15 protein-coding genes and 1 pseudogene are annotated in these 23,863 nt (G+C 59.5%); 13 read left to right on the forward strand and 3 right to left on the reverse strand.

Translation table 11 applies throughout. From position 1 onward, the window contains the following. The first annotated feature begins 1 nt into the window (after position 1). The 13 genes and pseudogenes from WE862_RS13085 to htpG all read left to right on the forward strand — a co-directional run bounded on the left by WE862_RS13085 (position 2) and on the right by htpG (position 21,030). Positions 2-1,540 carry a sigma-54 interaction domain-containing protein gene (locus WE862_RS13085; RefSeq protein WP_041210855.1) on the forward strand — a complete coding sequence of 513 codons (1,539 nt, stop codon included), beginning with the start codon at positions 2-4 and terminating at the stop codon, positions 1,538-1,540. After that, positions 1,540-2,145 (forward strand): type VI secretion system-associated protein VasI, encoded by a 606-nt coding sequence (gene vasI, locus WE862_RS13090; RefSeq protein ID WP_042032013.1) that lies wholly within the window; start codon positions 1,540-1,542, stop codon positions 2,143-2,145. Before WE862_RS13085 ends, vasI begins: the two co-directional genes overlap by 1 nt. Before the next feature lie 9 nt (positions 2,146-2,154). Continuing rightward, a complete protein-coding gene (tssA, locus tag WE862_RS13095) occupies positions 2,155-3,597 on the forward strand; it encodes a type VI secretion system protein TssA (protein WP_042032014.1) in 1,443 nt (480 codons plus the stop codon). 42 nt (positions 3,598-3,639) lie between these two features. Beyond that, entirely contained in the window at positions 3,640-7,137 is a 3,498-nt protein-coding gene (gene tssM, locus WE862_RS13100; protein WP_042032015.1) for a type VI secretion system membrane subunit TssM, read from the forward strand. A gap of 46 nt (positions 7,138-7,183) precedes the next feature. After that, the gene (locus tag WE862_RS13105) at positions 7,184-8,614 is read left to right on the forward strand and encodes a VasL domain-containing protein (protein ID WP_042032016.1); all 1,431 of its coding nucleotides are present in this window, start codon (positions 7,184-7,186) and stop codon (positions 8,612-8,614) included. A 302-nt stretch (positions 8,615-8,916) separates the two neighbouring features. Further along, positions 8,917-9,204: a type VI secretion system PAAR protein gene (locus WE862_RS13110; protein ID WP_033114654.1), complete on the forward strand. Its 288-nt coding sequence runs from the start codon at positions 8,917-8,919 to the stop codon at positions 9,202-9,204. 10 nt (positions 9,205-9,214) lie between these two features. Continuing rightward, positions 9,215-11,258 (forward strand): annotated as a pseudogene (locus WE862_RS13115) (type VI secretion system tip protein VgrG). Continuing rightward, on the forward strand, positions 11,248-11,976 hold the full coding sequence (locus tag WE862_RS13120) for a DUF4123 domain-containing protein (protein ID WP_042032019.1): 729 nt from the start codon (positions 11,248-11,250) through the stop codon (positions 11,974-11,976). Before WE862_RS13115 ends, WE862_RS13120 begins: the two are co-directional and overlap by 11 nt. Beyond that, complete coding sequence (locus WE862_RS13125; protein ID WP_225628405.1) at positions 11,973-16,697, forward strand: RHS repeat-associated core domain-containing protein; 4,725 nt, start codon at positions 11,973-11,975, stop codon at positions 16,695-16,697. Before WE862_RS13120 ends, WE862_RS13125 begins: the two co-directional genes overlap by 4 nt. Positions 16,698-16,708: 11 nt before the next feature. Then, positions 16,709-17,059, forward strand: a complete 351-nt coding sequence (locus WE862_RS13130; RefSeq protein WP_042032020.1) for a hypothetical protein — start codon at positions 16,709-16,711, stop codon at positions 17,057-17,059. 217 nt (positions 17,060-17,276) lie between these two features. After that, positions 17,277-18,113, forward strand: coding sequence for an RHS repeat protein (locus tag WE862_RS13135; protein WP_042032021.1), 837 nt, complete (start codon positions 17,277-17,279; stop codon positions 18,111-18,113). Positions 18,114-18,348: 235 nt separating this feature from the next. Then, positions 18,349-18,951 carry a recombination mediator RecR gene (recR, locus tag WE862_RS13140; RefSeq protein ID WP_005346280.1) on the forward strand — a complete coding sequence of 201 codons (603 nt, stop codon included), beginning with the start codon at positions 18,349-18,351 and terminating at the stop codon, positions 18,949-18,951. Between the two features lie 165 nt (positions 18,952-19,116). Continuing rightward, entirely contained in the window at positions 19,117-21,030 is a 1,914-nt protein-coding gene (gene htpG, locus WE862_RS13145) for a molecular chaperone HtpG (RefSeq protein ID WP_041210365.1), read from the forward strand. A gap of 105 nt (positions 21,031-21,135) precedes the next feature. Here htpG and WE862_RS13150 read toward each other — a convergent pair whose 3' ends face one another. From WE862_RS13150 to WE862_RS13160, 3 genes are read right to left on the reverse strand one after another with little or no spacing between them, the layout of a single operon-like run. Continuing rightward, positions 21,136-21,921 (reverse strand): ATP-binding cassette domain-containing protein, encoded by a 786-nt coding sequence (locus WE862_RS13150; RefSeq protein ID WP_033114706.1) that lies wholly within the window; start codon positions 21,919-21,921, stop codon positions 21,136-21,138. A gap of 32 nt (positions 21,922-21,953) precedes the next feature. Beyond that, the gene (locus WE862_RS13155; RefSeq protein WP_041210364.1) at positions 21,954-22,952 is read right to left on the reverse strand and encodes an oligopeptide/dipeptide ABC transporter ATP-binding protein; all 999 of its coding nucleotides are present in this window, start codon (positions 22,950-22,952) and stop codon (positions 21,954-21,956) included. Beyond that, positions 22,952-23,845, reverse strand: a complete 894-nt coding sequence (locus tag WE862_RS13160; protein WP_033114661.1) for an ABC transporter permease subunit — start codon at positions 23,843-23,845, stop codon at positions 22,952-22,954. Before WE862_RS13160 ends, WE862_RS13155 begins: the two co-directional genes overlap by 1 nt. Positions 23,846-23,863 lie beyond the last annotated feature (18 nt).

Here is a 23,863-nt window from a genome sequence, read left to right on the forward strand (position 1 = left end):
CATGGAACAAGCCCTCGCATTCGCCCTCGCGCTCACCGAGCAGCGCGACGAAGCCCACCTTTGCCACTGGTGGAGCTCGACCCTCCATGCCAGCTTTCAGCCAAAAGGGATCCTGCTTGGCATGCTGGATGTGAGCGGTCGCCAGCTCGAATGCAAAGGCTGGGTCAAGGGGCAGGAGGTGGCGCTGGGGCTGGCGGTGGATGACTTCTCCCATCCGCTCGCCTATGTGCTGCACAAGGCGCAGTCCCGCACCTGGGACTCCCTCTATGGCGGTGCCCGCATCGAGCACGCCGGTTTTCGCGCACTGCTGGCCAATCTGGGCCAGCAGTGCGGGCTGCATGCGTTCCCGTTGATGGATGGCAAGGGCAAGCCGTTTGCCGTGCTGGCCCTGCTCGATCGGGGTGAGGTATTGCAGGAGTGGGCCGAGGGGCCCGAGCTTGCCAGTCTGGCGCAGGTCTTTTGCAACCAGCTCACCCTTATTCGCGATCTGGGGCGCAGCCGCCGGGATCAGAGCGTGCTGCGCGACTCCCTGCGCCAGATAAAAGGTGAAGAGGATCGTCTGCGCCAGCACGAGAAACTGCTGGGCGAGCAGTTGATCGGCCAGTCGGCGGTGATCTGCGGTCTGCGCGAGCAGATCGCTCAGGCGGGCCGCCACAAGCTGACCGTCCTCATTCAGGGGGAGACCGGCAGTGGCAAGGAGGTGGTCGCGCGGCTGGTGCACCAATGCTCCGACCGGGCTCACAAGCCCTTTGTGGCCATCAACTGTGCCGCCATTCCGGAGAACCTCATCGAGAGCGAGCTGTTTGGTTATCAGAAGGGGGCCTTCTCCGGCGCGCTCAGCAACAAGAGCGGGTTGGTCGAACAGGCCAATGGTGGCACCCTCTTTCTGGATGAAGTGGGTGACATGCCAGCCGCCATGCAGGCCAAGCTGCTCAGGGTACTGGAAACCCGCAGCTACCGGCCACTTGGCGCCGAGCAGGAGCGTCAGTCTGACTTTCGTCTCATCGCCGCCACCCATCAGCCGCTCACTCGCCATGTGGAGGAGGGGCAGTTCCGTGCCGACCTCTACCACCGCCTTTGCCAGTGCCTGCTGCTGATCGCCCCGTTGCGCGAACATATGGAAGATGTGCCGCTGCTCTGCCAGCACTTCATGGCCCAGTTTGCCGCTCAGGATGGCAAGGCGCTGGCAGGGTTGCAGCGCAAGTTTTTGAAGCAGCTGCAAACCTATGACTTCCCGGGCAATGTGCGCGAGCTGCGCAACCTGCTGGAGGTCGCCTGTGCCCATACCAGCCATGGTGAGGAGGTGGGGCTGGAGGCTCTGCCGCCAGAGCTGCGCGAGCGGGTTTGCGTCGAGCTGCCCGGCGCACTGGATGACTACAACCACATCCGCGATTTGCGCCGCGCCATGCAGCAGTACGAAGCCTCGGTGATCGAGGCACGCCTGCGCTACTTCCAGGGCAACCGGATGCTGGTGGCGGAGAGCCTCAATATTCCCAAGCGCACCCTGGATCACAAGTGCCAGAAACTGGAGGTGAGCTGATGAGCCTGCTCGCATTGGTGCCGTTGCTGCTGGCCAGCAGTGCGGCGCAGCCATCCCCGGAGTTGGCCCAATTGCAGGCGTGCCGGCGCGAACCGTCGCCCTTGGTGCGTCTGGCCTGCTATGACGCTATTGGAAAGGGGGCGGCCGGGAGTGAAGAGGGGGCGGTCTCCCGCTCCCCTGCCTGGCAGGCGATCCTGACCCAGGAGCAGGGGCGTCAGCCTGACAGCCCCCCTTTTCTGCCACTGCTGGATGAAGCGGGCGGCAGCGTCACCCTGACCCGTCCTGCCCTGCGCGGTGCCACTTTGGCCATCGGTTGCGTCAACAGCATCACCCATATCCGGCTGCGGCTTGATAACCCCTGGGTGGGGGAGCGGGTGCAGATAGCTCTGGATGGTGAGCCAAGTCGCCAGTCGCAGAGCTGGTTTGTCCGGGATCAGGGGCTGCTGCTCGAGTATGGCCGTGGCTTGCCCGCCATCGAGGAGCTCAAGCGCTGGATCGGGGCTCGTGAACTGCAGGTGCAGGCCGACAATGGCGCCATCCTGCGGGTGGATCTCAGCGGTCTCAAGGAGGCACTGCAGCCCGTGCGCCAGCAGTGCCGCTGGTAAGGGGGCGCAATGAGCTATCAACACCCCTGGTGTGGCCGCCTGCTGACCCCTCTCTCTGTCGAGCTGGTGAAGGGGGCCGTGCCTGCTGACGAGCCGCGCTGGGATTATGTCGAGACCGAGCTGGTCAAGCTGGGCTCGCTGGCCCACAGCCAGGTCGATCTCAATGCGGTAGCCGAGGCGTGCCTCGTGCTGCTGGAGAGCAAAACCAAGGATATGCGGGTGCTGGCCCAGTTGCTGCGCTGCCTGCAGCATCCGGCCAAGGCGACCCCCATGGGGACGGCAATCCTGCTGCTGGAGTGCTGGATCCGCGACTACTGGTCGCTCGCCTGGCCCGGCAATGCCACCCAGAAACAGCGATTGATGGTGCAGATCGTCAAGCGTTTTGAAGGGGTATTGCCACGGGTATCGGAGAGCGCCTCGGCGGCGGAGCTGGCCGGTTTGCTGGCTCGCGCCGAACAGCTGGAGGCGGCGTGGCTGGCGCTTTGCCCGGACAAGGGCGAGTTGCTCGACCCGCTGGTGATGGGTCTGAAACGGGCCCAGCGCCAGCAGGTGGCACAGGCGCAGGCCGATGAGGCTGGCACGCCGCAAAGCAGCGCGACCGTGGCGCTAGGTGCCGCTGTGTCCGGCATTCCCGTTACCACCTCGAGTGCAGCGCAGGGGAGTGCGGGCCAGCGTCCGCCGGTGGAGATCGACAGCTCCAACGATCGGGCATGGCGCCAGACCCAGCTCAAGGTGGCGGAGCTCCTCATTGAGCGTCAGCCGGAGGCCGCAGTGGGCTATCGCCTGCGTCGCCACGCTATCTGGGCCGGTATCACGACCCCTCCCATGACGGCGCAGGGTAACAAGACCCAGCTTGCGCCCATGTCGGTTGACATGGTGGATGAGTATCGCGCCGCGATGAATGCCGCCGATCAGGGGCTCTGGCAGCGGATCGAACAGAGTCTGACGCTGGCGCCCTACTGGTTCGAGGGGCACATGCTCTCGGCCATGGTGGCGCAGAAGCTCGGCTTTGCCACGGTGGCGCAGGCCATCATGCAGGAGCTGGAGACCTTCTTGCAGCGTCTGCCGGCGCTGCGGGAGCTCACCTTCAGCGATGGCACCCCCTTTCTGTCGGCCGAGTGCAGCCGCTGGTTGCAACCAGCCAAGGGGGGGAGCAGTGACGGGCAAGGGGGTTGCTCTCTGGCCGAAGAGGTGGCTCTGCGCCATGGCGAGCAGGGGGTGGCTGCGGCGCTCGCCCTGCTCGATGAGCGGATGGCGCAACTGAAAGAGCCCAGAGCCCGCTTCCATGCACAACTGGTGCAGGCGGAGTTATTGGAACAGGAAGGCATGAATTCGCTGGCTCGCCAGCACTACCAGCACTTGTGGCAAGAAGCCACCCGTCTGGGACTGTCGCAATGGGAACCGGGGCTGGTGAGCCGTCTGGAACGTCATGCGACCGCCTTGGCGCAATGAGTGTCGAAATGAGTCATTGAGTCGGAGTTGAATCACAATCTTATGTTCAAAACCATCTTTACCTTTCTGCAGCAACAGCTGCCGAAACTGAAACCCTCCTGGCCTCTGCTCGGTGCGGTGCTCTGGGTTGTCGCCCTGATCCTGGTGTGGTGGCTGGGCCCCCGCATCGAGATCCGCGACGCTCGTCCCTTCGAGCCGCTGTGGGGGCGGGTGGTGTTCACCCTGCTCTGGCTCTGGCTGCTGCTGGGGGTTGTCTCCTGGCGCGTATGGCGCAAGATGCAGCAACTCAAGGCCGAGCGGAACCATGAGCTGGTACTGGAGCAGGATCCGGTCAAGGGGATCCTCGATCGCCAGGCGCTCTTTCTTGACCGCTGGCTGGCAACCCTTGGCGAGCATCTGGGCAAGGGGGCGCTCTATGCCATGCCCTGGTATCTGGTATTGGGTCTGCCCGGCAGCGGCAAGAGCAGCCTGATCCACCGCGCCAACCCGGCTAACAAGCTCAACCCGAGACTCGACACCGAGCTGCGTGAAGTGGCGCAGGATCAGCTGGTTGATTGCTGGCTGGGAGAGCAGGCGGTGATGCTGGATCCCGCTGGCGAGCTTCTGTCCCAACCCGATGGTGAGCAGGAGCCGCTGGCGCGCAAGCATGAGCGGCTCTGGCTGCACCTGCTCGGCTGGCTCAATGAACATCGCCGTCGCCAGCCCCTCAACGGACTGGTGCTGACGGTGGATCTGGCCTGGCTATCCCATGCCAGCGTGGCCGAACGCAAGGCCTATGCCCAGCTGATGCGCTCCCGTCTGCAGGAGCTGTCGGCCACCATGAATACCCGCTTGCCGCTCTATGTGACTTTTACCAAGCTCGACCTGCTGCGCGGGTTTGACGTGGTTTATGAGCAGCTCGACAAAGAGGCCCGCGAGGCGGTGCTGGGGGTGACCTTCAAGCCGGACGAGCGTCAGGGCAAGGGGTGGCAGGATGATCTCTCCCTCTTCTGGGACGAGTGGGTCGACAACCTCAACCGCAACCTGCCGGCACTGATGCTGGCCGGGCTGGATGCCAGCCGCCGCAGTGCGCTCTTCTCCTTTGTTCGCCAGCTGGCGGGCCTCAAGGAGTATGTGACCGAGCTGCTTGCCGAGACCCTGGCCATCGAGGAGAGCAAGCCGCTGCTGGTGCGCGGTGTCTATGTCAGCTCCGTCTATCAGCAGGGGGTGCCGTTCGATGCGTTTGCCCAGGCGGCCTCCCGCCGCTACAACCTGCCAGAGCCCATTCACTCTGCGCTGCGCGGGGAGTCCAACACCTATTTCGTGCGCAAGCTCTTCTCCTCCATCATCTTCCCCGAGGCCCATCTGGCGGGCGAGAACCGGCTGCATACCCTCTATCGCCGCCGTCGTATGGCAGTCGGCCTCAGCTGTTTGTCGCTCTTCTCGGCAGCCCTCATCGGTGGCTGGCACTACTTCTACCGGGTCAACGAGGAGGCCGGTCGTAACGTGCTGACCAAGGCGCAGGCCTTTATGGCCACCAACGAGGTGGCCGATGAAGAGGCGTTTGGCGTGAGCCAGCTGCCGCGTCTCAACCTTATTCGCGAGGCGACCTTCTCCTTTGGCAACTACCGTGAGCGGATGCCTGTGGTGGCCGATCTTGGCCTCTATCAGGGGGACGAGATCGGCCCTTATGTGGAAGGCTCTTACCTGCAACTGCTGAGTCAGCGTTTCCTGCCAGCCCAGATGCAGGGTCTGCTGGAAGATCTCGACCGGGCGCCGGCGGGTAGCGAGGAGAAGCTCGCCATCCTGCGGGTGATGCGGATGCTGGATGACGCCTCCGGTCGCAACAAGGAGCTGGTGGCCCAGTACATGGCCAGCCGCTGGCAGAAGGCGTTCCCGGGGCAGGGGGCGTTGCAGGAGCAGTTGATGGGTCACCTCAACTACGCCCTCGATCATACCGACTGGCACGCTGCTCGCGCCGCCCGTGATCAGGCCGCCATTACCGCCTTTGCGCCCTTCAAGGAGCCGGTTTACGGCGCCCAGCGCGAACTGGGCAAACTGCCCATGTATCAGCGGGTCTACCAGAATCTGGTGGTGAAGGCGGGCGATGTGCTGCCGCCGGATCTCAACGTGCGTGACGAGGTGGGCCCCACCTTCGACACCGTGTTTACCCTGCGCAACGAGAGCGCCGGTCAGGTGCCGCGCCTGCTAACCTGGCCCGGTTTCAGCGACTTCTTCCTCAAGCAGGACAAGGCGCTGCTCGATCTGACCGCCATGGATGCCTGGGTTCTTGGCCAGCGCAAGCTGAGCCAGTTGAGCGAGGCCGATCGCAAGGAGATCACCCGTCAGGTCAACGATCGTTATGTCACCGACTACGTCAACCAGTGGCAGAAACTGCTGACCAATCTGGATGTGCAGCCCCTGGAGAGCCCGGAGCAGGCACTCGATGTGCTCTCGGCCATCACCGGCAACGATCAGCCGTTCCAGCGGGTACTCGCCTCGCTGGATGACAACACCCGCATTCGCAAGATCTCCGATGTGGAGGGGGATCCGGGTCAGGCCATTACGGCACGGATCGGACGTCCCTTTATGACGACCAATGCGGCGCTCAGCGGCCGTGGCGAACAGGGGCCGCTCATCTCCGAGGTGAACCAGAAGCTGGTTGATCTGCAGCACTATCTGGAGCTCATCGTTAACGCGACCGAGCCGGGTCAATCTGCCCTGAAGGCGGTGCAACTGCGCCTGACCAACAAGTACGCCGACCCCGTATTTGCCCTCGAGCAGTATGCTCGTGGTCTGCCCGAGCCGCTCAACCGCTGGGTTGGCCAGCTCTCCGAGCAGACTTCCCGTCTGGTGATCGACTTGGCCATGTCCTCCCTCAATCAGGAGTGGCAGGAGAAGGTGCTGACCCCGTTCAACAGCCAGTTGGCGGATCGCTATCCGTTCAATCCGAGCTCTGCCAAGGATGTACCGCTCTCCGAGATGGAGCGCTTCTTTGCCCCGGGTGGCACGCTGGACAGCTTCTATCAGGTCAACCTCAAGCCGATGGTAGAGGGCGGGTTGATGGAGGGTGAACTGAGCTCACCCATTCAGGCCGAGCTGGTCAAGCAGCTGGATCGTGCGGCGCGCATCCGCCAGATCTTCTTCAGCCCGCAAGGCAATCTGGAGGTGCAGTTTGCCCTCGAGCCCATAGAGCTGACCGCCAACAAGCGGCGTAGCGTGCTGAATCTTGATGGCCAGTTGCTGGAGTATGCCCACGGTCGTCGCACCAAGGTGCCGCTGGTGTGGCCCAATACCATGCGTGACGGAGCCGAGAGCAAGATCACGCTGGTGCCGGCAGCTCGCGAGCGCTCGCCGCGCAGTGAAGGCTTCGTCGGGCCCTGGGCCATGTTCCGCCTGATGGACAAGGGCGAGCTGACCCAGGTGAGTGACGCCACCTTCGATGTGCGCTTCCCGGTGGATCAGGGGGCCATGACCTATCGGGTTTATACCGACAGCGCCCAGAACCCCTTCACCGGCGGCCTGTTCAGCCAGTTCAGATTGCCCGAATCCCTCTATTGATTAGGTCGGGGGCACCCTGTGCCCCCTTCATCCGTTGGAAGCCGATATGTCACAGAATCAACAAGGCCAGCAGGCGCTCAAAGTGGGGCGTGACCCCAGAATGTTGCCGGAGTACGAAGCGCTGCGCGCCGAGATCAACAAGCTCAGTCACGCCTCACGTCCCGAAGTGGACTGGGCGTTGATCCACCATCTCGCCAGCCAGATCTTCGAAAAACATGGCGTCGATCTGCAGACTGCCATCTACTTCACCCTGGCCCGTTCCCGTATTCAGGGGCTGAGCGGTTTTACCGAAGGGTGCGAGTTTCTTGCCAACCTCATCGTCACCCAGTGGGATAGCTTCTGGCCGCCGGTACATCAGGAGCGGGCCCGCATCGAGATGCTGGACTGGTTTATCGCCCGCATCAGCGACGTGATTCGCCAGTACCAGATCAGCCATGAGGACAAGCGACTGATCTACCGCTGCGAGCGGGCGCTGCAACTTATCAGCGAAAAGCTGCACAACGCGGGTCTGAGCCGCATTCCCCGGGTTGAGAACCTGATCCACTTTATCGAGGGCTATACCCACCTCTTTGACGAGACCGAGATCGTCATCGTCTCCGATGAGCCGGGTCTCAAGGAGGATATGCAGATCCCGCCGATGGTGTTCTTCAAATCGGATATGGATCACGAGCACGGAACGCCGATGGCATCGGTTGCCCCCGCTCTGCCGCAGGGCAGCATTCTGGTGGGGCGGGAGAAGGGACAGGTCAAGCCGACTGTGCTCAAGATCGAGCAGCATCGCAAACAGCGTCCGGCCTGGTTCTGGTTTGGCTGTGGCCTGCTCAGCTGCGCTCTGCCGGTCATGGCATGGCTGGGCTGGCAGCACCAGCAGCAGGAGAAGGTGATTGCGATGCAGCGCCTGCAACAGCCGGCCGCCGAGTTGCCGCGCGTGCTCAGCTATGACGATATCCGTCAGGCGCGCATCGTGCTGGGGGAGCAGGCGGTGCAAGGGATGGAGAGCGAGCTGGTGGCGCGCTATCAGGCCCAGCTGGATCGGCTGGAACAGACTTCGCCGCTCTACTGGTATCGCTATGGCGAAGGGCTGCGCAACTCGTTGCAGATGCTCTATCCCGACTCGCTGGCGGTCAAGGCGCTGGACAAGCAGTGGCAAAACGCGCTGGTGGGGCAGGGGAGCAATAACAACACCATTCCCACCTACCTTGATGCCCGTGCCGGTGTCGATGCGCTGATCGACCAGCTGCAGGAGCTGGAGCGCCAACGCAAGACGGTGACCATCTCCTATCTCAAGTCCCAGCTCTATGAGGTGCAGAAAAACCTGATGCAGGAGACGCCGTTCAGTCTGCGTCTGAGCGAGCTGGAGGCGAAGAAGGCTTCGCAGGAGCCCATCACCGCCGCCGAATTGAAGGGGCTGGAGAGCGATCTGAAAGCGCTCAATATCCGCCTTTATCAGCTGCAGCAGGGCGAACTTGGCAGCTGATAGTGTTGTTGTGCGCAATATATTGCGCATAAAAAAGTGAGATATACCAGAAAGGCAACCTTTTGTAGTCAGGTTGCCATTTCTGCGCAATACCTTGCAGCCCAATCGCTTGCCGCATCGGCTGTCAGTGTGTAATGCACTGATTTTATTTAAAAAATATTGAATGTTTGGAGTGGCACACTCTGTGCTGCCACGACGCAGCCTGTTTTGCCCCGTGCTTGCCGCTGCAGCCTGTTGCTGTTGTGTGAGGGGCGTGGGGATAGGGCGCAGACCCGTTATCCCCGCTCATATGGAGAATCACTATGTGCCCGACTATCGCACTGCTCGGTGACATTGGCACCGACCACGACGGTTTTCACCCCTCGCCGGTCAGCGCGGCCAGTCCCGATGTGTTCCTCGATGGCAAACCGGTAGCCCGTCAGGGCGATCCGCTGGAGCCTCATGACAAGCCCAACAACCCGCCTCATCCCCGCGCCATTGCCGGTGGGGTCGGCTCGGTGCTGGTCAACGGCAAACCCATCGCCGTCACCGGTACTGCGGTTGATTGCGGTGGCGTCGTGATTGGATCCGGCAGCGGACAGGCAGGATAAGGAGCAGATCATGGCACAAAGCACCGGATTGCAATTTACCGTCAAGGTGGGGGCGCTGCCCGAGAGCACCTTCGTAGTGGCGCGTTTCCAGCTGGACGAGGGGCTGAACCGGCCGTTCAACCTGCGCCTTGAGCTGGCCAGCAGCCAGCCCGATGTCGACTTTGGCGCCGTGCTGGACCAGCCGTGTGAGCTGATGGTGTGGTACAACGGCGAGCTGCAACGCCGGGTGTGCGGGGTAGTGAGCGAGTTTGCCCAAGGGGACAGCGGCTTTCGCCGCACCCGTTACCGCATTGAGGTGAAACCTGCCCTGTGGCGGCTGGGGCTGCGCCAGAACTCCCGCATCTTCCAGGCCCAGAAGCCCGACGAAATCCTCAGCATCTTGCTGCAAGAGCACGGCATCACCGATTACGCCTTTGCGCTCAAGAATGAGCACTCCCAGCGCGAATACTGCGTCCAGTATCGGGAAACTGACCTCGATTTTGTGAACCGCCTTGCAGCCGAAGAGGGCTTGTTCTACTTCCACGAATTTGAAGCAGGCAAACACCGCATTGTGTTTGCCGACGACGCGGCAGCCCTGACAGCCGGCTGAGCTCTTCTTCAACCTCGGCAACCGCTCGCTGGAACAAGGCCCTTACGTGCGCCAGTTCCACTACCGCGAGGCGGTACGCCCCTCTGATGTGGAGCTCAAAGACTACAGCTTCAAGACGCCAGCCTATGGTCTCTCCCACAAGAAGCAGGGTAGCGAACTTGAGCATCAACGGGATACCTACCAGCACTTCGACTACCCGGGCCGCTACAAGCAGGACGGCAGCGGCAAGGCCTTTGCCCAGCATCGGCTCGATGCGCTGCGCAATGACGCGGTAGTGGGCAGTGGCAAGTCCAACAGCGCGGCGCTGCTGCCGGGCCAGCACTTCTCACTCACCGAACATCCGAACGGCAGCCTCAACACCGACTGGCAAATTGTCCATATCCGCCACACCGGTGAGCAGCCCCAAGCGCTGGAAGAGGAGGGCGGCAGCGGCCCGACTGTCTACCACAACGAATTTGGTGTGGTGAAAGCGAGTACCACCTGGCGCGCCCGCATCGGCAGCCCCGAGGCACCCCACAAGCCGATGGTTGATGGCCCGCAAATCGCCATCGTAGTCGGCCCCGAGGGCGAGGAGATTTACTGCGACGAGCACGGCCGGGTGAAACTGCAGTTCCCGTGGGACCGCTACGGCTCAAGTAACGACCAGAGCTCCTGCTGGGTGCGAGTGAGTCAGGGCTGGGCCGGTGGCCAGTACGGTATGATGGCCATTCCGCGCATCGGCCACGAGGTCATCGTGAGCTTTTTGGAAGGAGACCCCGACCAGCCTATCGTCACCGGTCGCACCTACCACGCCACCAACCGGCCGCCTTACGAGCTGCCCGCCAACAAGACCCGCACCGTGCTGCGTACCGAAACCCACAAGGGCGAGGGCTTTAACGAGCTGCGTTTTGAAGACCAGGCGGGACAGGAAGAGATTTATATCCACGGTCAGAAAGACCTGAACGTGCTGATTGAAAACGATGCCGCTTGGCACATCAAACATGACCAGCACACCGACATCGACAACGAACGGGTGACCCGTATCAAGGCCAACGATCACCTGACGGTGGAGGGTGAGAAGCGTGACCAGATCAAGGCGGACTATTCGCTGACGGTGGATGCCTCCATGCACCAGAAGCTGGGTCAATCCCTGCTGGTTGATGCTGGTCAGGAGGTGCATCACAAGGCTGGCATAAAGATCGTGATGGAGGCCGGCGCCGAGTTGACCCTCAAGGTGGGCGGCAGCTTTGTGAAGCTCGACTCCGGTGGCGTCACGCTAAGCGGTGGCTCCATCAAGATGAACTCGGGTGGCAGTGCCGGTTCGGGGTCGGGGTGGGCCGGCAAATCCCCCCTGGGCCCCTTGGGGGTGAGTGTTCCCCCCATACCCAAAGTGCCGCTCAGTCCTGCCCAGCTTGCGACCATGAAGAGTGCCGCACCTTTCTGTGAGGAGTGTGAGAAGTGCAAGGAGGGCGGCTGTGAAATCTGAGGCTATGTCGCTTGCAGAGTGGGTGGCGGAGCAAACTAGCCCACTCTATGCCGTACTGGCTGGGGCCAGCGATGCGGCGCCCTTGCAGCACTACTACCAGCTTGATGGCCGTCATACACCGCGCGGACTCTATCTCGGCACTCCCTATCACGACTGGCTCCCTGTGATGCCCTATTTGGTCGCACTGGATAAGAAGAGTCCTTTTATCGAATGGGCTGAGACGACTCATTCACGTGATTGGGGATTTATTCTGGCGACCCAGCAACCAGTCGGTACTCTCTATGGCCATTTTCAGGGATTGACCCAGATCTGGCATCAGGGTGAAGCCGTGTTCTTTCGCTATTGGGATGGCGTGTATATGTCTGCCATCGCTGCGCAGCTTGGTGATGATATGACAACGCTGTTGCCGCAACTGGATGCGATGTGGTGTCAGGGCAATGCATTTTCATGGGAACCATCGGAGCCATGTGCTGTACGTCCATTTCCCTGGTGGGAACTTCCTCCAGCTATCGCAGCAGTATTAGCTGGGCAAGATACAGGTCCCCTTATCAACAACCTGATGCAACAGCTGGCAGATGAGAATGGCCAGCTTTACTGGTCTTTCCCCGAGGCCAATCTCAGGTGCAAAGTTGCCCGTTTCATTTCCCGCTGCCCATCCCCTGATATCAATTTATTTCCAGCGCTGGAAGCTGCGCTGCTCAATGAGGTTCAAGCATGAGTAATGCCGGCCAGGCCGTTTTCACCCAGGTGATCGCCGATTATCGCAATGCCCTGACTGAGTACCGCAAGGATGCCGAGAGTTTCTTTCTTGGCGACATGCTGGGTATGGACATGGAACAGACCATCAAGGTTGGTGACAAGACGATAAAAGCCTCCTCGAGCAGCAAGAAGGCGCAATCCGTGGTGACGCAATGCCCGTTGAGCGGTACTTTGCGACTAGTACATATGTTCGAATCAGTGCGTTTTATTCCTATCGGTAATACCCCCTACCTAGTGGAATCGGGGAAGATGGAAAAGGGAACGTTTATCCCTGTTAAAGAGGAAAGAAAGGGAGCGCTCGATGCCAAGGGCGTGGCCGAAATTGGGAGTCTCAAGCCAGGGCAATCCTACAGGGTGACCTTCTATCCCAATGTGAAGAAGAGTGATTTTGATGGATTATTTAGCTCATATCAGACAGTGCAGGCTGATTTGGCTGCCTGGCTGGAGCGCGAGTGGGCCTCGACCCATCAACCTGCATGGGTTAATTATCAACGTAATGGCGGTGGTGGCGTTGCAGTTGCCGCAGGAGTGTTGCGTGGGATTGGTGGTGCGCTTGCCTCGGTATGGGACGATCTAACCGGTCTGTATGATTTATTGGCTGATCCAATGGGTAATGCCGAAAAGCTGCTGAAATTCGGGGTAAATGCGGCCGATGTGGCACAAGCGGGAGCAGAGAAGATCGAGAGCGCCATGTTGGTGCTGCAAGATGAGGCGTTGATCTATCTCTATGTTAATGCACTTGTGAGCTGGTTAAAGATGCTCCCACCGGATGAGCTGGTGGAGTTTGGTACCCAGGCGGTGGTCACTGTACTGTTTGATGTTCTGGTTGGGATCGTCTTGACCGGCGGTGCCGGAATAGCCGTTCGCTATAGTGCCAAAGTGGCGACCACCATGACTAGAGCGGTCAAGCAGCAGGCTCGGATGGCCAAGCTGGCGGCAACATTAATCGCCATGTCAAAAAAGCACAACTTGGTCGCTCATATAGATGTAGCCAAGCCGGTGTTGGTGACGGGTGTGGCGCCGTTGAATCCGCTTAAAAAAGCCGATCTGAAGCTGATCGACAGAGAAGCTCCGACGCTTGTAGAAAACGCGACAGCAGAGAGCCGCAGGCACAAGTCGCGCACCACCATCGAGCAGGTTGGTAGTACACCAGACTCCTCCAGCCCCTCAACCAACGCCGCTGGTCATGCCAGCCAGACTGAAGCCAAAACCTGCAAGAACAACTGCCCTGTGTCCATGGTCACCGGCGAGGAGTTGCTGGCGCTGGAGGATGCCCATCTGCCGGGCATGCTGCCGTTTACCTTTGGTCGCCTCTATCGCACGTCAGCTGTTGAGCGTTCCTGTGGCATGGGGGCGGGGTGGAGTCATGCGCTGGCCCATCGGCTCGAACGTCACGGTGATAGCTTGACCTGGTGGGATCAGGAGTCTCTTGCCATCGAGTTGCCGATGCCTTCGGCAACCAGACCCATGATCACCAACCAGTTGTCAGAGGCGGCCGTTTATCTGGGGGATGAGCCTGACGAGGTGATAGTAGCCAAGGCGGGATCGCCCTTCCTGCATTTCACCTGGCATGGCAAGACAGGCCGTTTGACGGCCATGTCAGACCTTTATGGCAACCGGCTCACTATCCGTGCCGATGAGCAGGGGCGCCCCTGCTGGATAGAGAACGAGGGCGGTCTGGCTCTTCGTATTGTTTATCAAAAGGCATATCTGACCGCTGTCGAATTACAGCATTTTGACGGTATTAACTGGCAGTCAGAAGCGACCTTGCAACGTTATTACTATGACGATGCAGGGCACTTGGTGGTAGCTGAAAACGGGGCCGGTGAGTGTGAACGTTACCGCTATCGTCCCGATGGGGTGATCCTGGAGCGCCGACTGGCGGGCGGCGCAGGGTTCTTCTGGGAATGGGAGCGGGAAGGGAAGCTGGCGCGCGCGGTTCGCCACTGGAGTGATGTGGCCCGTTTTGATGTCAGTTACACCTGGGATGATGACAAGGGTGAAGTGACGGTCAGCAATGCTGATGGCAGTCAGGAGGTGTACCAGCATGACAGCAACGCCCGGCTGATCCGTCAGCAAGATCCCGACGGCGCGGTCAGCGAGTTTGTCTATAACGACAAGGGTCAGAAAGTGCTGGCCCGCGATGCACTGGGGGGCGAAACCCGTTACCACTATGACGAAGCGGGCTTGCTGGAGTGCGAGATTGCTCCCGATGGCAGTCAGACCGCCTATCACTATTGGGATGGTCGGGTTCGCAAGGTGGTGCAGGGGGATCGTGAGTGGCGTTTTGAACGCAACGAGCAAGGGGATGTGATTGCAAGACGGGATCCCCTGGGGCGGGAGACTCGCTACAGCTATAACGCGCAAGGCAAGCTCAGCACCGTGGTGCAACCCGATGGCAGCCGCATCGAACTGGGCTGGAACCGCCTTGGGCAGCTGATTGAGGAGAAGGGTGCCAACGGTGGCGTGACTCGCTGGCGCTATGACGAGCGGGGCCGCCAGATTGTACGGCGCGACCCGCGTGGCGCGATTACCCGTTATGAATGGAATGCGGCAGATCGCTTGCAAGCCGTACATCTGCCTGGTGGTGGCATCCGCCGTTTCGAATATAACGCCTACGGCAAGGTGACGGCCGAGTGGGATGAGCTGGGCCGCGAGACCCGTTACGAATATCACCCCGGCCTGCATCTGGTGAGCCGCCGCATCAACCCCGATGGCAGTGAGCTTAAGTATCGCTACGACAATGCCAAGCTCTTCTTGAGCGAGATTGAGAACGAGCATGGCGAGCAGCACCGCATTCACTACTTCCCCAATGGCCTGGTCGCGCGGGAAACCGGCTTTGATGGTCGCACCACCGCTTACCGCTACGACCTCAACGGTCATTTGAGCGAGAAGGTCGAGTTCGGCAAGCAGGAGACCGAGCTGGTCACCCGTTATGAGCGAGACTCCATGGGACGGCTGCTTAAAAAAACCTTGCCCGATGGCCGTGAAATCCAGTTCAGCTATGACCAGTACGGTCAGTTGACCCAGGTGGATGATGGCGCCTGGCCACTCACCTTTGAATACAATGCAGCAGGCAATCTGCTGGCCGAGCATCAGGGTTGGGCTTCCAGCTATTTCAAGCATGATGCCATGGGGCGGTTGGCCCACTGGCAGCTGCCTGATGGCAACAAGCTGGCTTACCACTACCTCAATGGCGAGCTAAGCGGGATTGATCTGAACGGCGCCGAGCTGACTCGCCACCAGATGGTTAGTGGATTAGAGATGCGCCGCAGCCAGGGGGCGCTGACCCAACAATACGAATATGACGAGCAAGGGCGCCTGACGGCGCTGCGGCTGCAACGGGGCAAACAGGTCGCCCGTGAACGGCGCTATGGCTACGACCGCACCGGCAATCTGCTGCAGATCAATGACAGCGTGCAAGGGGAGCAACACTACCGCTACGACCCGCTGGACCGCTTGCTGGAGGTGCGTGGTGAACTGACCGAGCGGTTCCTGCACGATCCGGCGGGCAACCTGTTGAGCCAGACGCTGGGTGGTAAGTTTGAGGGGGCGCGTACCCAGGGTAACCGGCTGCTGTTGAGTGGCGATCGCCATTTTGAGTATGACGAATTTGGCCGACTGGCGATCGAGAGCCGCGGCAAAGGCCAGTCACTGGTTACCCGTTATCACTATGACTGCCAGCATCAGTTGGTCAGGGCTGAACTGCCGGATGGCACCACGGCCAATTATGACTATGACGCCTTTGGCCGCCGCATTCGCAAGACGGTGAGTAGAGCAAACTGCGAGCAGGTCACCGAATTCGTGTGGCAAGCCAATAACCTGATTGCCGAAAGCAGTTATCAGCTTGGTAATGATAAACGTCGTACCGACGAGCAATACCGCAGCTTTATTTATGAACCGGGCAGCTTCAAGCCATTGGTGCAGCTGGAAGGGGAAGGGACGGATACCGAGGTATTCCATTATCAACTTGACCACCTAGGTACCCCGCTGGCGCTGACCCGCGACAATGGGGCGACCGCCTGGCAGGTGCGCTATCGCGCCTATGGCAATGTGTGGCGGGAAGAGATAACGGAAGTAGCGACGCCGCTGCGTTTTCAAGGGCAATATTTTGATGCCGAGACCGGCCTTCACTACAACCGGCACCGTTACTACCAGCCTGAAACGGGTAGATTTATCACACCCGACCCGATAGGCTTGGCAGGCGGGCTGAACAACTACCAGTATGCCCCCAACCCGATTGGTTGGGTGGATCCGCTGGGGTTAAGCAATGTGCCGGGGCAATGTCCGGATGCCGATAATCGCATTGGTAAGGTATGGGATGTAGGTAGCTATTCGGACCAGAGATCTTCAGTCATAGGACAAAATTTAGGATTGGATGCTCATCATGTCGGTCAAAAAGCGATCATGAAAGACTTGATAGAAGGTTATGATCCTAAGACTGCGCCATCTATTTTAGTGCCAAAGGTGGGGCATACAGTAGCCAAGGAAAATGTTGGGGTCGTATCTAGAAGCATGAATAACTCGACTACAGGAAAGCCATTTGACTCAGCAAGGGATGTCGTGGCGAGAGATATTAAAGAGTTACGTCGGGTATATCCAGACGTTCCTAATGATCAGCTTCGCAAACTTATTGAGCTGAATAAATCCATGTACATTGAAATTAGATTTAAAAAATAGGGTGAATAATCATGGGGAATGATAAGGCAGTTGTTGATGCAATTTTCGAAGAGTTGTTTTTTGACAATTTACCTAGATATAAAAAATTATTGAGTGCAAAGTCATCTACGGGTTGCGATGCTTATCATAAAGCGAGCGATATAATCTCAAAACTAGACGATGAAGAAAGGGATGCTATTTTTTCTTTTTTCAAGTTGGTAATTGCAGATACCGCGTCTGTTATTTTTGGTACAGTGGATGGGTCTCATTTCCCTAACGGTATTGTTGATGAGTTCAAATTGTTTTATGGAAAGGATGAAATTCAGGGTTGTTTGCAAGATTATTTTATCTCTCAAGCCGAAGCGGTTGGTACATATAAGTAACACTCATGGAATAGATGACATAACATCACTCACGGCTGAGATTTGATGCTAGATTAGAATTGTGATATGGATAAAATCTGTATAGGTGTCCTTATAGTGGGACACTGGATTGAATTTTTATTAATTCATCTAGCCCTCTTCAATATGTAGATGTCTAAAGGTCAGGATAGCGTAATGTCCTGACCTTTTTATTTGTTTACTTCCTTTCTACGGCAAGGTGACGGCCGAGTGGGATGAGCTGGGCCGCGAGACCCGCTACGAATATCATCCCTGCCTACATCAGGTGAGTTGCCGCATCAACCCCGATGGCAGTGAGCTCACGTATCGTTACGACAATGCCAAGCTCTTCTTGAGCGAGATTGAGAACGAGCATGGCGAGCAGCACCGCATTCACTACTTCCCCAATGGCCTGGTCGCGCGGGAAACCGGCTTTGATGGTCGCACCACCGCTTACCGCTACGACCTCAACGGTCATTTGAGCGAGAAGGTCGAGTTCGGCAAGCAGGAGACCGAGCTGGTCACCCGTTATGAGCGAGACTCCATGGGACGGCTGCTTAAAAAAACCTTGTCCGATGGCCGTGAAATCCAGTTCAGCTCTGACCAGTACGGTCAGTTGACCCAGGTGGATGATGGCGCCTGGCCACTCACCTTTGAATACGATGCAGCAGGCAATCTGCTGGCCGAGCATCAGGGTTGGGCTTCCAGCTATTTCAAGCATGATGCCATGGGGCGGTTGGCCCACTGGCAGCTGCCTGATGGCAACAAGCTGGCTTACCACTATCTGAATGGGGAGCTAAGCGGGATTGATCTGAACGGCGCCGAGCTGACTCGCCACCAGATGGTGGGTGGATTGGAGATGCGCCGCAGCCAGGGGGCGCTGACCCAGCAATACGAATATGACGAGCAAGGGCGCCTGATTGCGCTGCGGCTGCAACGGGGCAAACAGGTCGCCCGTGAACGGCGCTATGGCTACGACCGCACCGGCAATCTGCTGCAGATTAATGACAGCGTGCAAGGGGAGCCGCACTACCGCTGGAGGTGCGTGGTGAACTGACCGAGCGGTTCCTGCATGATCCGGCGGGCAACCAATTGAGCCAAAAATTGGGTTGTCAGTACTTCTGTGAAGACTGTCTGGTTGATGCGACAGGGCGGTTAGCGAAGAAGTTGTAGGCAAGCCGATGGCGATGGGCGGCGTGCTCGGGTATAGTCCTGCGCCAGTTGCGTTATCCAGTTCAGCTGACCCGCGGATATCCAGATAGTGGTGCGGGTTGGCCAGTGTGAGGTGTGTTATGAAATTCAGTCCCCTGCTCGACGAGATGATGAAAGCCCTACAGGTACTGCCAGGGGTAGGGCCCAAATCGGCACAGCGGATGGCCTTTACCCTGCTTGAGCGCGAGCGCAGCGGTGGCTTGCGGTTGGCCCAGCTGCTCTCCCGCGCCCTGACCGAGATTGGCCACTGCAGCCACTGCCGCACCTTTACCGAGAACGATCGCTGCGATATTTGCGCCAATCCCAAGCGGGAAGAGAACGGTCTGCTCTGCGTGGTGGAGAGCCCAGCGGACGTGGCCGCCATCGAGCAGACCGGCCAGTTTTCCGGTCGCTACTTCGTGTTGATGGGCCATCTGTCGCCGCTGGACGGCATCGGTCCGGAGGAGCTGGGGCTCGATATTCTGGAGCGTCGCCTGAAAGATGAGGCGATCAGCGAACTGATCCTCGCCACCAACCCCACCATCGAGGGGGATGCCACCGCCTGGTATATCGCCGATATGGCCCGTGCTGCAGGGGTGGAGGTGAGCCGCATCGCCCACGGGGTGCCGGTGGGGGGCGAGCTGGAGCTGGTGGATGGCACCACGCTCTCCCACTCCCTGATGGGGCGTCAGCGCCTCAAATAAGGTGCTGGATAGGATTGTGCCATTACGGCCTGATCAGAAAATCGGCAGTTGAATGGAAAAAGGGGGCGAATGAGCAGGATTGCACATTCGCCCTCTTGATATTTGGATCGCTGTCCCCATCTAGGTTGGGCGTATGTTCAACCCGATGTTTCTGAGGATTGGTCCATGACCCAAAGTGTTCATGCCGAAACCCACGGCTTTCAAACTGAAGTCAAACAACTGCTGAGCCTGATGGCTCACAGCCTCTACTCCAACAAAGAAGTATTCCTGCGCGAGCTGATCTCCAACGCCTCCGATGCGGCGGACAAGCTGCGCTTCAAGGCGCTTTCCGATGCCTCTTTGTTCGAAAACGACGGCCAGTTGCGTGTGCGCCTGGTGGTGGACAAAGAGAAGCGTACCCTGACTATCTCCGATAACGGGATCGGTATGACCCGAGATCAGGTGATCGAGCACCTGGGTACCATCGCCAAGTCCGGCACCGCAGAATTCTTCAAAAACCTCTCCGGCGATCAGGGACGTGACTCCCAGCTGATCGGTCAGTTCGGGGTCGGTTTCTACTCCGCCTTTATTGTTGCCGACAAGGTGACCGTAGTTTCCCGCGCCGCCGGTACTGCTCCGGAGCAGGGCGTACAGTGGGAATCGGAAGGCGAAGGCTCCTTCACCGTGGCTGACGTGACCAAAGAGGGTCGCGGTACCGACGTTATCCTGCACCTGCGTGCTGAAGAGGACGAGTTCCTCGACGACTGGCGTCTGCGCTCAGTGGTGAGCAAATACTCCGACCACATCAGCGTGCCGGTGGAAATGTACAAAGAGGGTACGCCGGATCGCGAAGAGGATGGTGAAACCATCGTCGGCACCCCAGGCGAGTGGGAGCAGGTCAACCGCGCGACTGCACTGTGGACCCGCAACCCGAAAGATATCAAGGACGAGGAGTATCAGGAGTTCTACAAGCACGTTGCTCACGACTTTGAAGATCCGCTGCTCTGGGGTCACAACCGGGTGGAAGGGGCGCAGGAGTACACCAGCCTGCTCTACGTGCCGGCCCGCGCACCGTTCGACCTCTACAACCGCGAGCAGAAGCACGGTCTGAAGCTCTACGTACAGCGCGTCTTCATCATGGACGACGCCGAGCAGTTTATGCCGACCTACCTGCGCTTCGTCAAAGGGGTGCTGGACTCCAACGATCTGCCGCTCAACGTCAGCCGTGAGATCCTGCAGGACAACAAGGTGACCGCCTCTCTGCGCAAGGCTTGCTCCAAGCGCGTCCTGACCATGCTCTCCAAGCTGGCGAAAGACGATGCCGAGAAGTATGCCAAGTTCTGGAGCGAGTTCGGTAACGTGCTCAAAGAGGGCCCGGCCGAGGATTACGCCAACCGCGAAGAGATCGCCAAACTGCTGCGCTTTGCCAGCACCGCTGGTGAAGGCGAAGCCCAGACCGTCTCTCTTGAGGATTACGTTGGCCGCATGAAGGAAGGTCAGCAGAAGATTTACTACATCACCGCCGATTCTTATGCCGCAGCCAAGAATAGCCCGCACCTCGAGATCTTCCGCAAGAAGGGTGTCGAAGTGCTGCTGATGTGGGAGCGCGTCGATGAGTGGCTGATGAGCCACCTGACCGAGTTCGACGGCAAGCAGCTTATCTCCGTCACCCGTGGCGAACTGGATCTCGGCGATCTGGAAGATGAAGCCTCCAAGCAGGCGCAGGAAGAGGCTGAAAAAGCCAACGCCGGTCTGGTTGAGCGGGTCAAGAAGAGCCTCGGTGAAGCGGTGAAAGAGGTGCGTGTCACCCACCGTCTGACCGACTCCCCCTCCTGCATCGTCACCGACGCCTACGGCATGAGCACCCAGATGATCAAGCTGATGCGTGCGGCCGGTCAGCCGGTACCGGAGCAGAAGTACATTCTGGAGCTCAACCCCGACCATGCGCTGGTGAAGAAGCTCGACACCATTCAGGATGAAGCGCTGTTTGGCGAGTGGGTCACCCTGCTGCACGAACAGGCCCAGCTGGCCGAACAGGGCGGGCTGAACGATCCGGCGAGCTTCGTCTCCCGCATCAACCGCCTGTTGCTGCAAGCCTAAGCCGCGACTCCGATAACAAAAAGCCCACTGCATGCAGTGGGCTTTTTTGATCCTGCCGTGTGAGAACGGCGAAACACAGTGGCAAGGGAGGCGGCCAGCACCTCTCTATTTGCGATATTCGTTGTTGTAGTTCTGGATGAGACGGCGGGTCACTTCGTGCTGGGGATCGGCAAACACCTTGAGGGTCTTGCCGCGCTCCACCACGCGCCCTTCATGCATTACCAGCACCTCATCGCTGATATGGCTGACGATACCCAGATCGTTGGCCACCAGCACATAGCTCAGCCCCATGGTCTCCTGCATCTCCAGCAGCAGGTTGATGATCTGGGAGCGTACCGAGATATCCAGGGTAGTGAGTGCTTCGTCGGCCACCACGATTTTGGGGTTGAGGATAAGCGCCCGGGCCAGTGCCACCCGCTGCTGCTGACCGGAGGAGAGCATCTGCGGGTAGAAGAGGGCGTGATCGGGCAGCATGCCAACCATGCGCAGGGTCTGCACCACCTTTTCACGGCGCTCCTCTTCGGTCATTTCGGTGTTGAGGCGCAGCGGCGTCTCCAGGATCTGGCCAACCCGGATCTTGCGGTTCAGCGAGGTATTGGGATCCTGAAAAATCATCCGCAGCAGCTTGCAGCGAGTCTGGTAATCGCCATGCACCATCAGCTGGCCGTCGATGGCGATGTCACCGCTGGTGGGCTCAATCATCCCGGCCAGAATACGTGCCAGGGTGCTCTTGCCTGAGCCTGCTTCACCGACGATGGCCAGGGTCTGGCCCACTTCAAGATCAAACGAGAGGGGCTTGATTGCCTCCACCGCCTGACGACGGAACAGGCCGGTACGGTTCTGGTAGGTTTTGCTCAGGCCCCTCACTTGCAGCAGGGAGGGCTCAATCACATGCGCCTCTCTGGCGGGGGCGTTGCTGGTCATCATTTTTTCGGCTCCTCCATGTTCAGCGGGAAGTGGCAGCTGAACTGGTGTCCCTTCACCTTGTTCATCACCGGGGTCTGCACGCACTGCTTCTGGGCATAGGGGCAGCGCGGGCCGAGCCGGCAGCCGATAGGCAGATGCTGCAGCGGCGGGATGACGCCAGGCAGGGTTTCGAGGCGCGACTTGTGGCGCACCAGCTTGTCAAAGTCGGGGATCGACTTGAGCAGAGCATCGGTATAGGGGTGATGCGGTGTCTCGAGGATCTGCTCGCGGGTGCCCACCTCCACCATCTGGCCACAGTACATCACGTTGATGGTATCGGTCAGGTTGGCGATGGCGGCGATGTCGTTGCTGATGATCAGGATGGTGGTGTTGCCCAGCTTGTTCATCTTGTCCAGTAGCCGCAGGATCTGCGAATGGGTGGTGGACTCCATGGCGCTGGTAGGTTCGTCAGCCACCAGCAGGCGCGGCTGATTGGCAATCGCCATGGCGATCATCACTTTCTGGCACATGCCATCAGACAGCTCATGGGGATAGGCGCGCATCACCTTGCGGTGATCCTTGACCCCGACCCTGTGCAGCAGGGCAATCGCCCGCTTCTTGCGCCACTGGAAGCGCTGCCAGAACTGCCCCTCGAAGGAATCGGTCGGGATCGCCTCTTCCAGCTGGGTGCCAATCTCCTCGGAGGGGTCAAGACAGCTGATGGGATCCTGAAAGATCATGGCGATCTCGCGGCCCATGATGCGGCGCCGCTCGCGGGGCGCCATGGTCAGCAGATCCATGTCATTGAAGCGCATCCGGTCGGCGCGCACTGTCCAGTTATCCTTTTCGATGCCGACGATCACTTTGGCGATCAGGCTCTTGCCCGAGCCGGATTCGCCGACCAGTCCGCGGATCTCCCCCTCGTTGAGGGTGAGGCTCACCTTGTCTACCGCCTTCACCTTGCCCTGCGGCGTGTCGATCTCGATGGTGAGATTGCGAATATCTAGCAACGGCATCAGTCATTCCCCTCTTTGAGTGCTTCGCGGATGCCCTCACCAACCAGGTTGGTCACCAGCACGCTGAACAGAATGGCGATGCCGGGCAGGGTGACGGTCCAGGGGGCGAGATAGATAAGATCGCTCGAGTCAGCCAGCATGGCGCCCCACTCCGACTGGGGCGTCTGGGCGCCAAGGCCGAGAAAACCGACCGCGGAGATATCGAGGATGGCGGCCGAGAGGGTGCGGGTGGTCTGGGCCACCAGGGTCTCGACGATATTGGGCAAAATGGCCAGCCGCATGATCCGCAAGGGGGGCGAACCATCGAGTCGGCTGGCGATGATGTACTCCTTCTGCATCTCGGCATGCACTGCGTTGTAGGTAGCCCGGATAAACGGCGGGATCAACGCTAGGGTGATGGCGATCAGGGTGTTGCCAAGGCCCGGGCCCATGATGGCAACCATGATGATGGCCATCAGCAGGGAGGGGATGGAGAGCAGGGTATCGAGCAGGTGGTGCAGCACGCTCGATTTGAGCCCCTTGCTCATGCCGCCAAGGATGCCGATGGCAGAACCGACCACCATGGCGATCACCACCACGATGAGGGCGCAGCCGAAGGTGAGCCGCGCGCCGACCACCAGCCGGGAGAGGATATCCCGTCCCAGATCGTCGGTGCCGAGGAAGAAGTCGATATTGCCGTTGTTGGCCCAGGAGGGGGCCAGCAGCAGATGCTCGGCGTGCTGCTCATCGATGCCGTAGGGCACCACCAGCGGGCCGAACAGGGTGATGATCAGCAGCAGCAAAAAGCCCCACAGTCCTGCCATGGCAAGCGGATTGCGGCTGTAGGAGGCCCACGTCTGCTCCAGCGGCGAGAGGATCTTGAGCTCGGGATAGATGTTCGATTTATCTTGCATAGGGTACCTGGCTCCTGG

Origin of the sequence: Aeromonas jandaei, assembly GCF_037890695.1 — a bacterium.
In the GTDB taxonomy this organism is placed as follows: domain Bacteria; phylum Pseudomonadota; class Gammaproteobacteria; order Enterobacterales; family Aeromonadaceae; genus Aeromonas; species Aeromonas jandaei.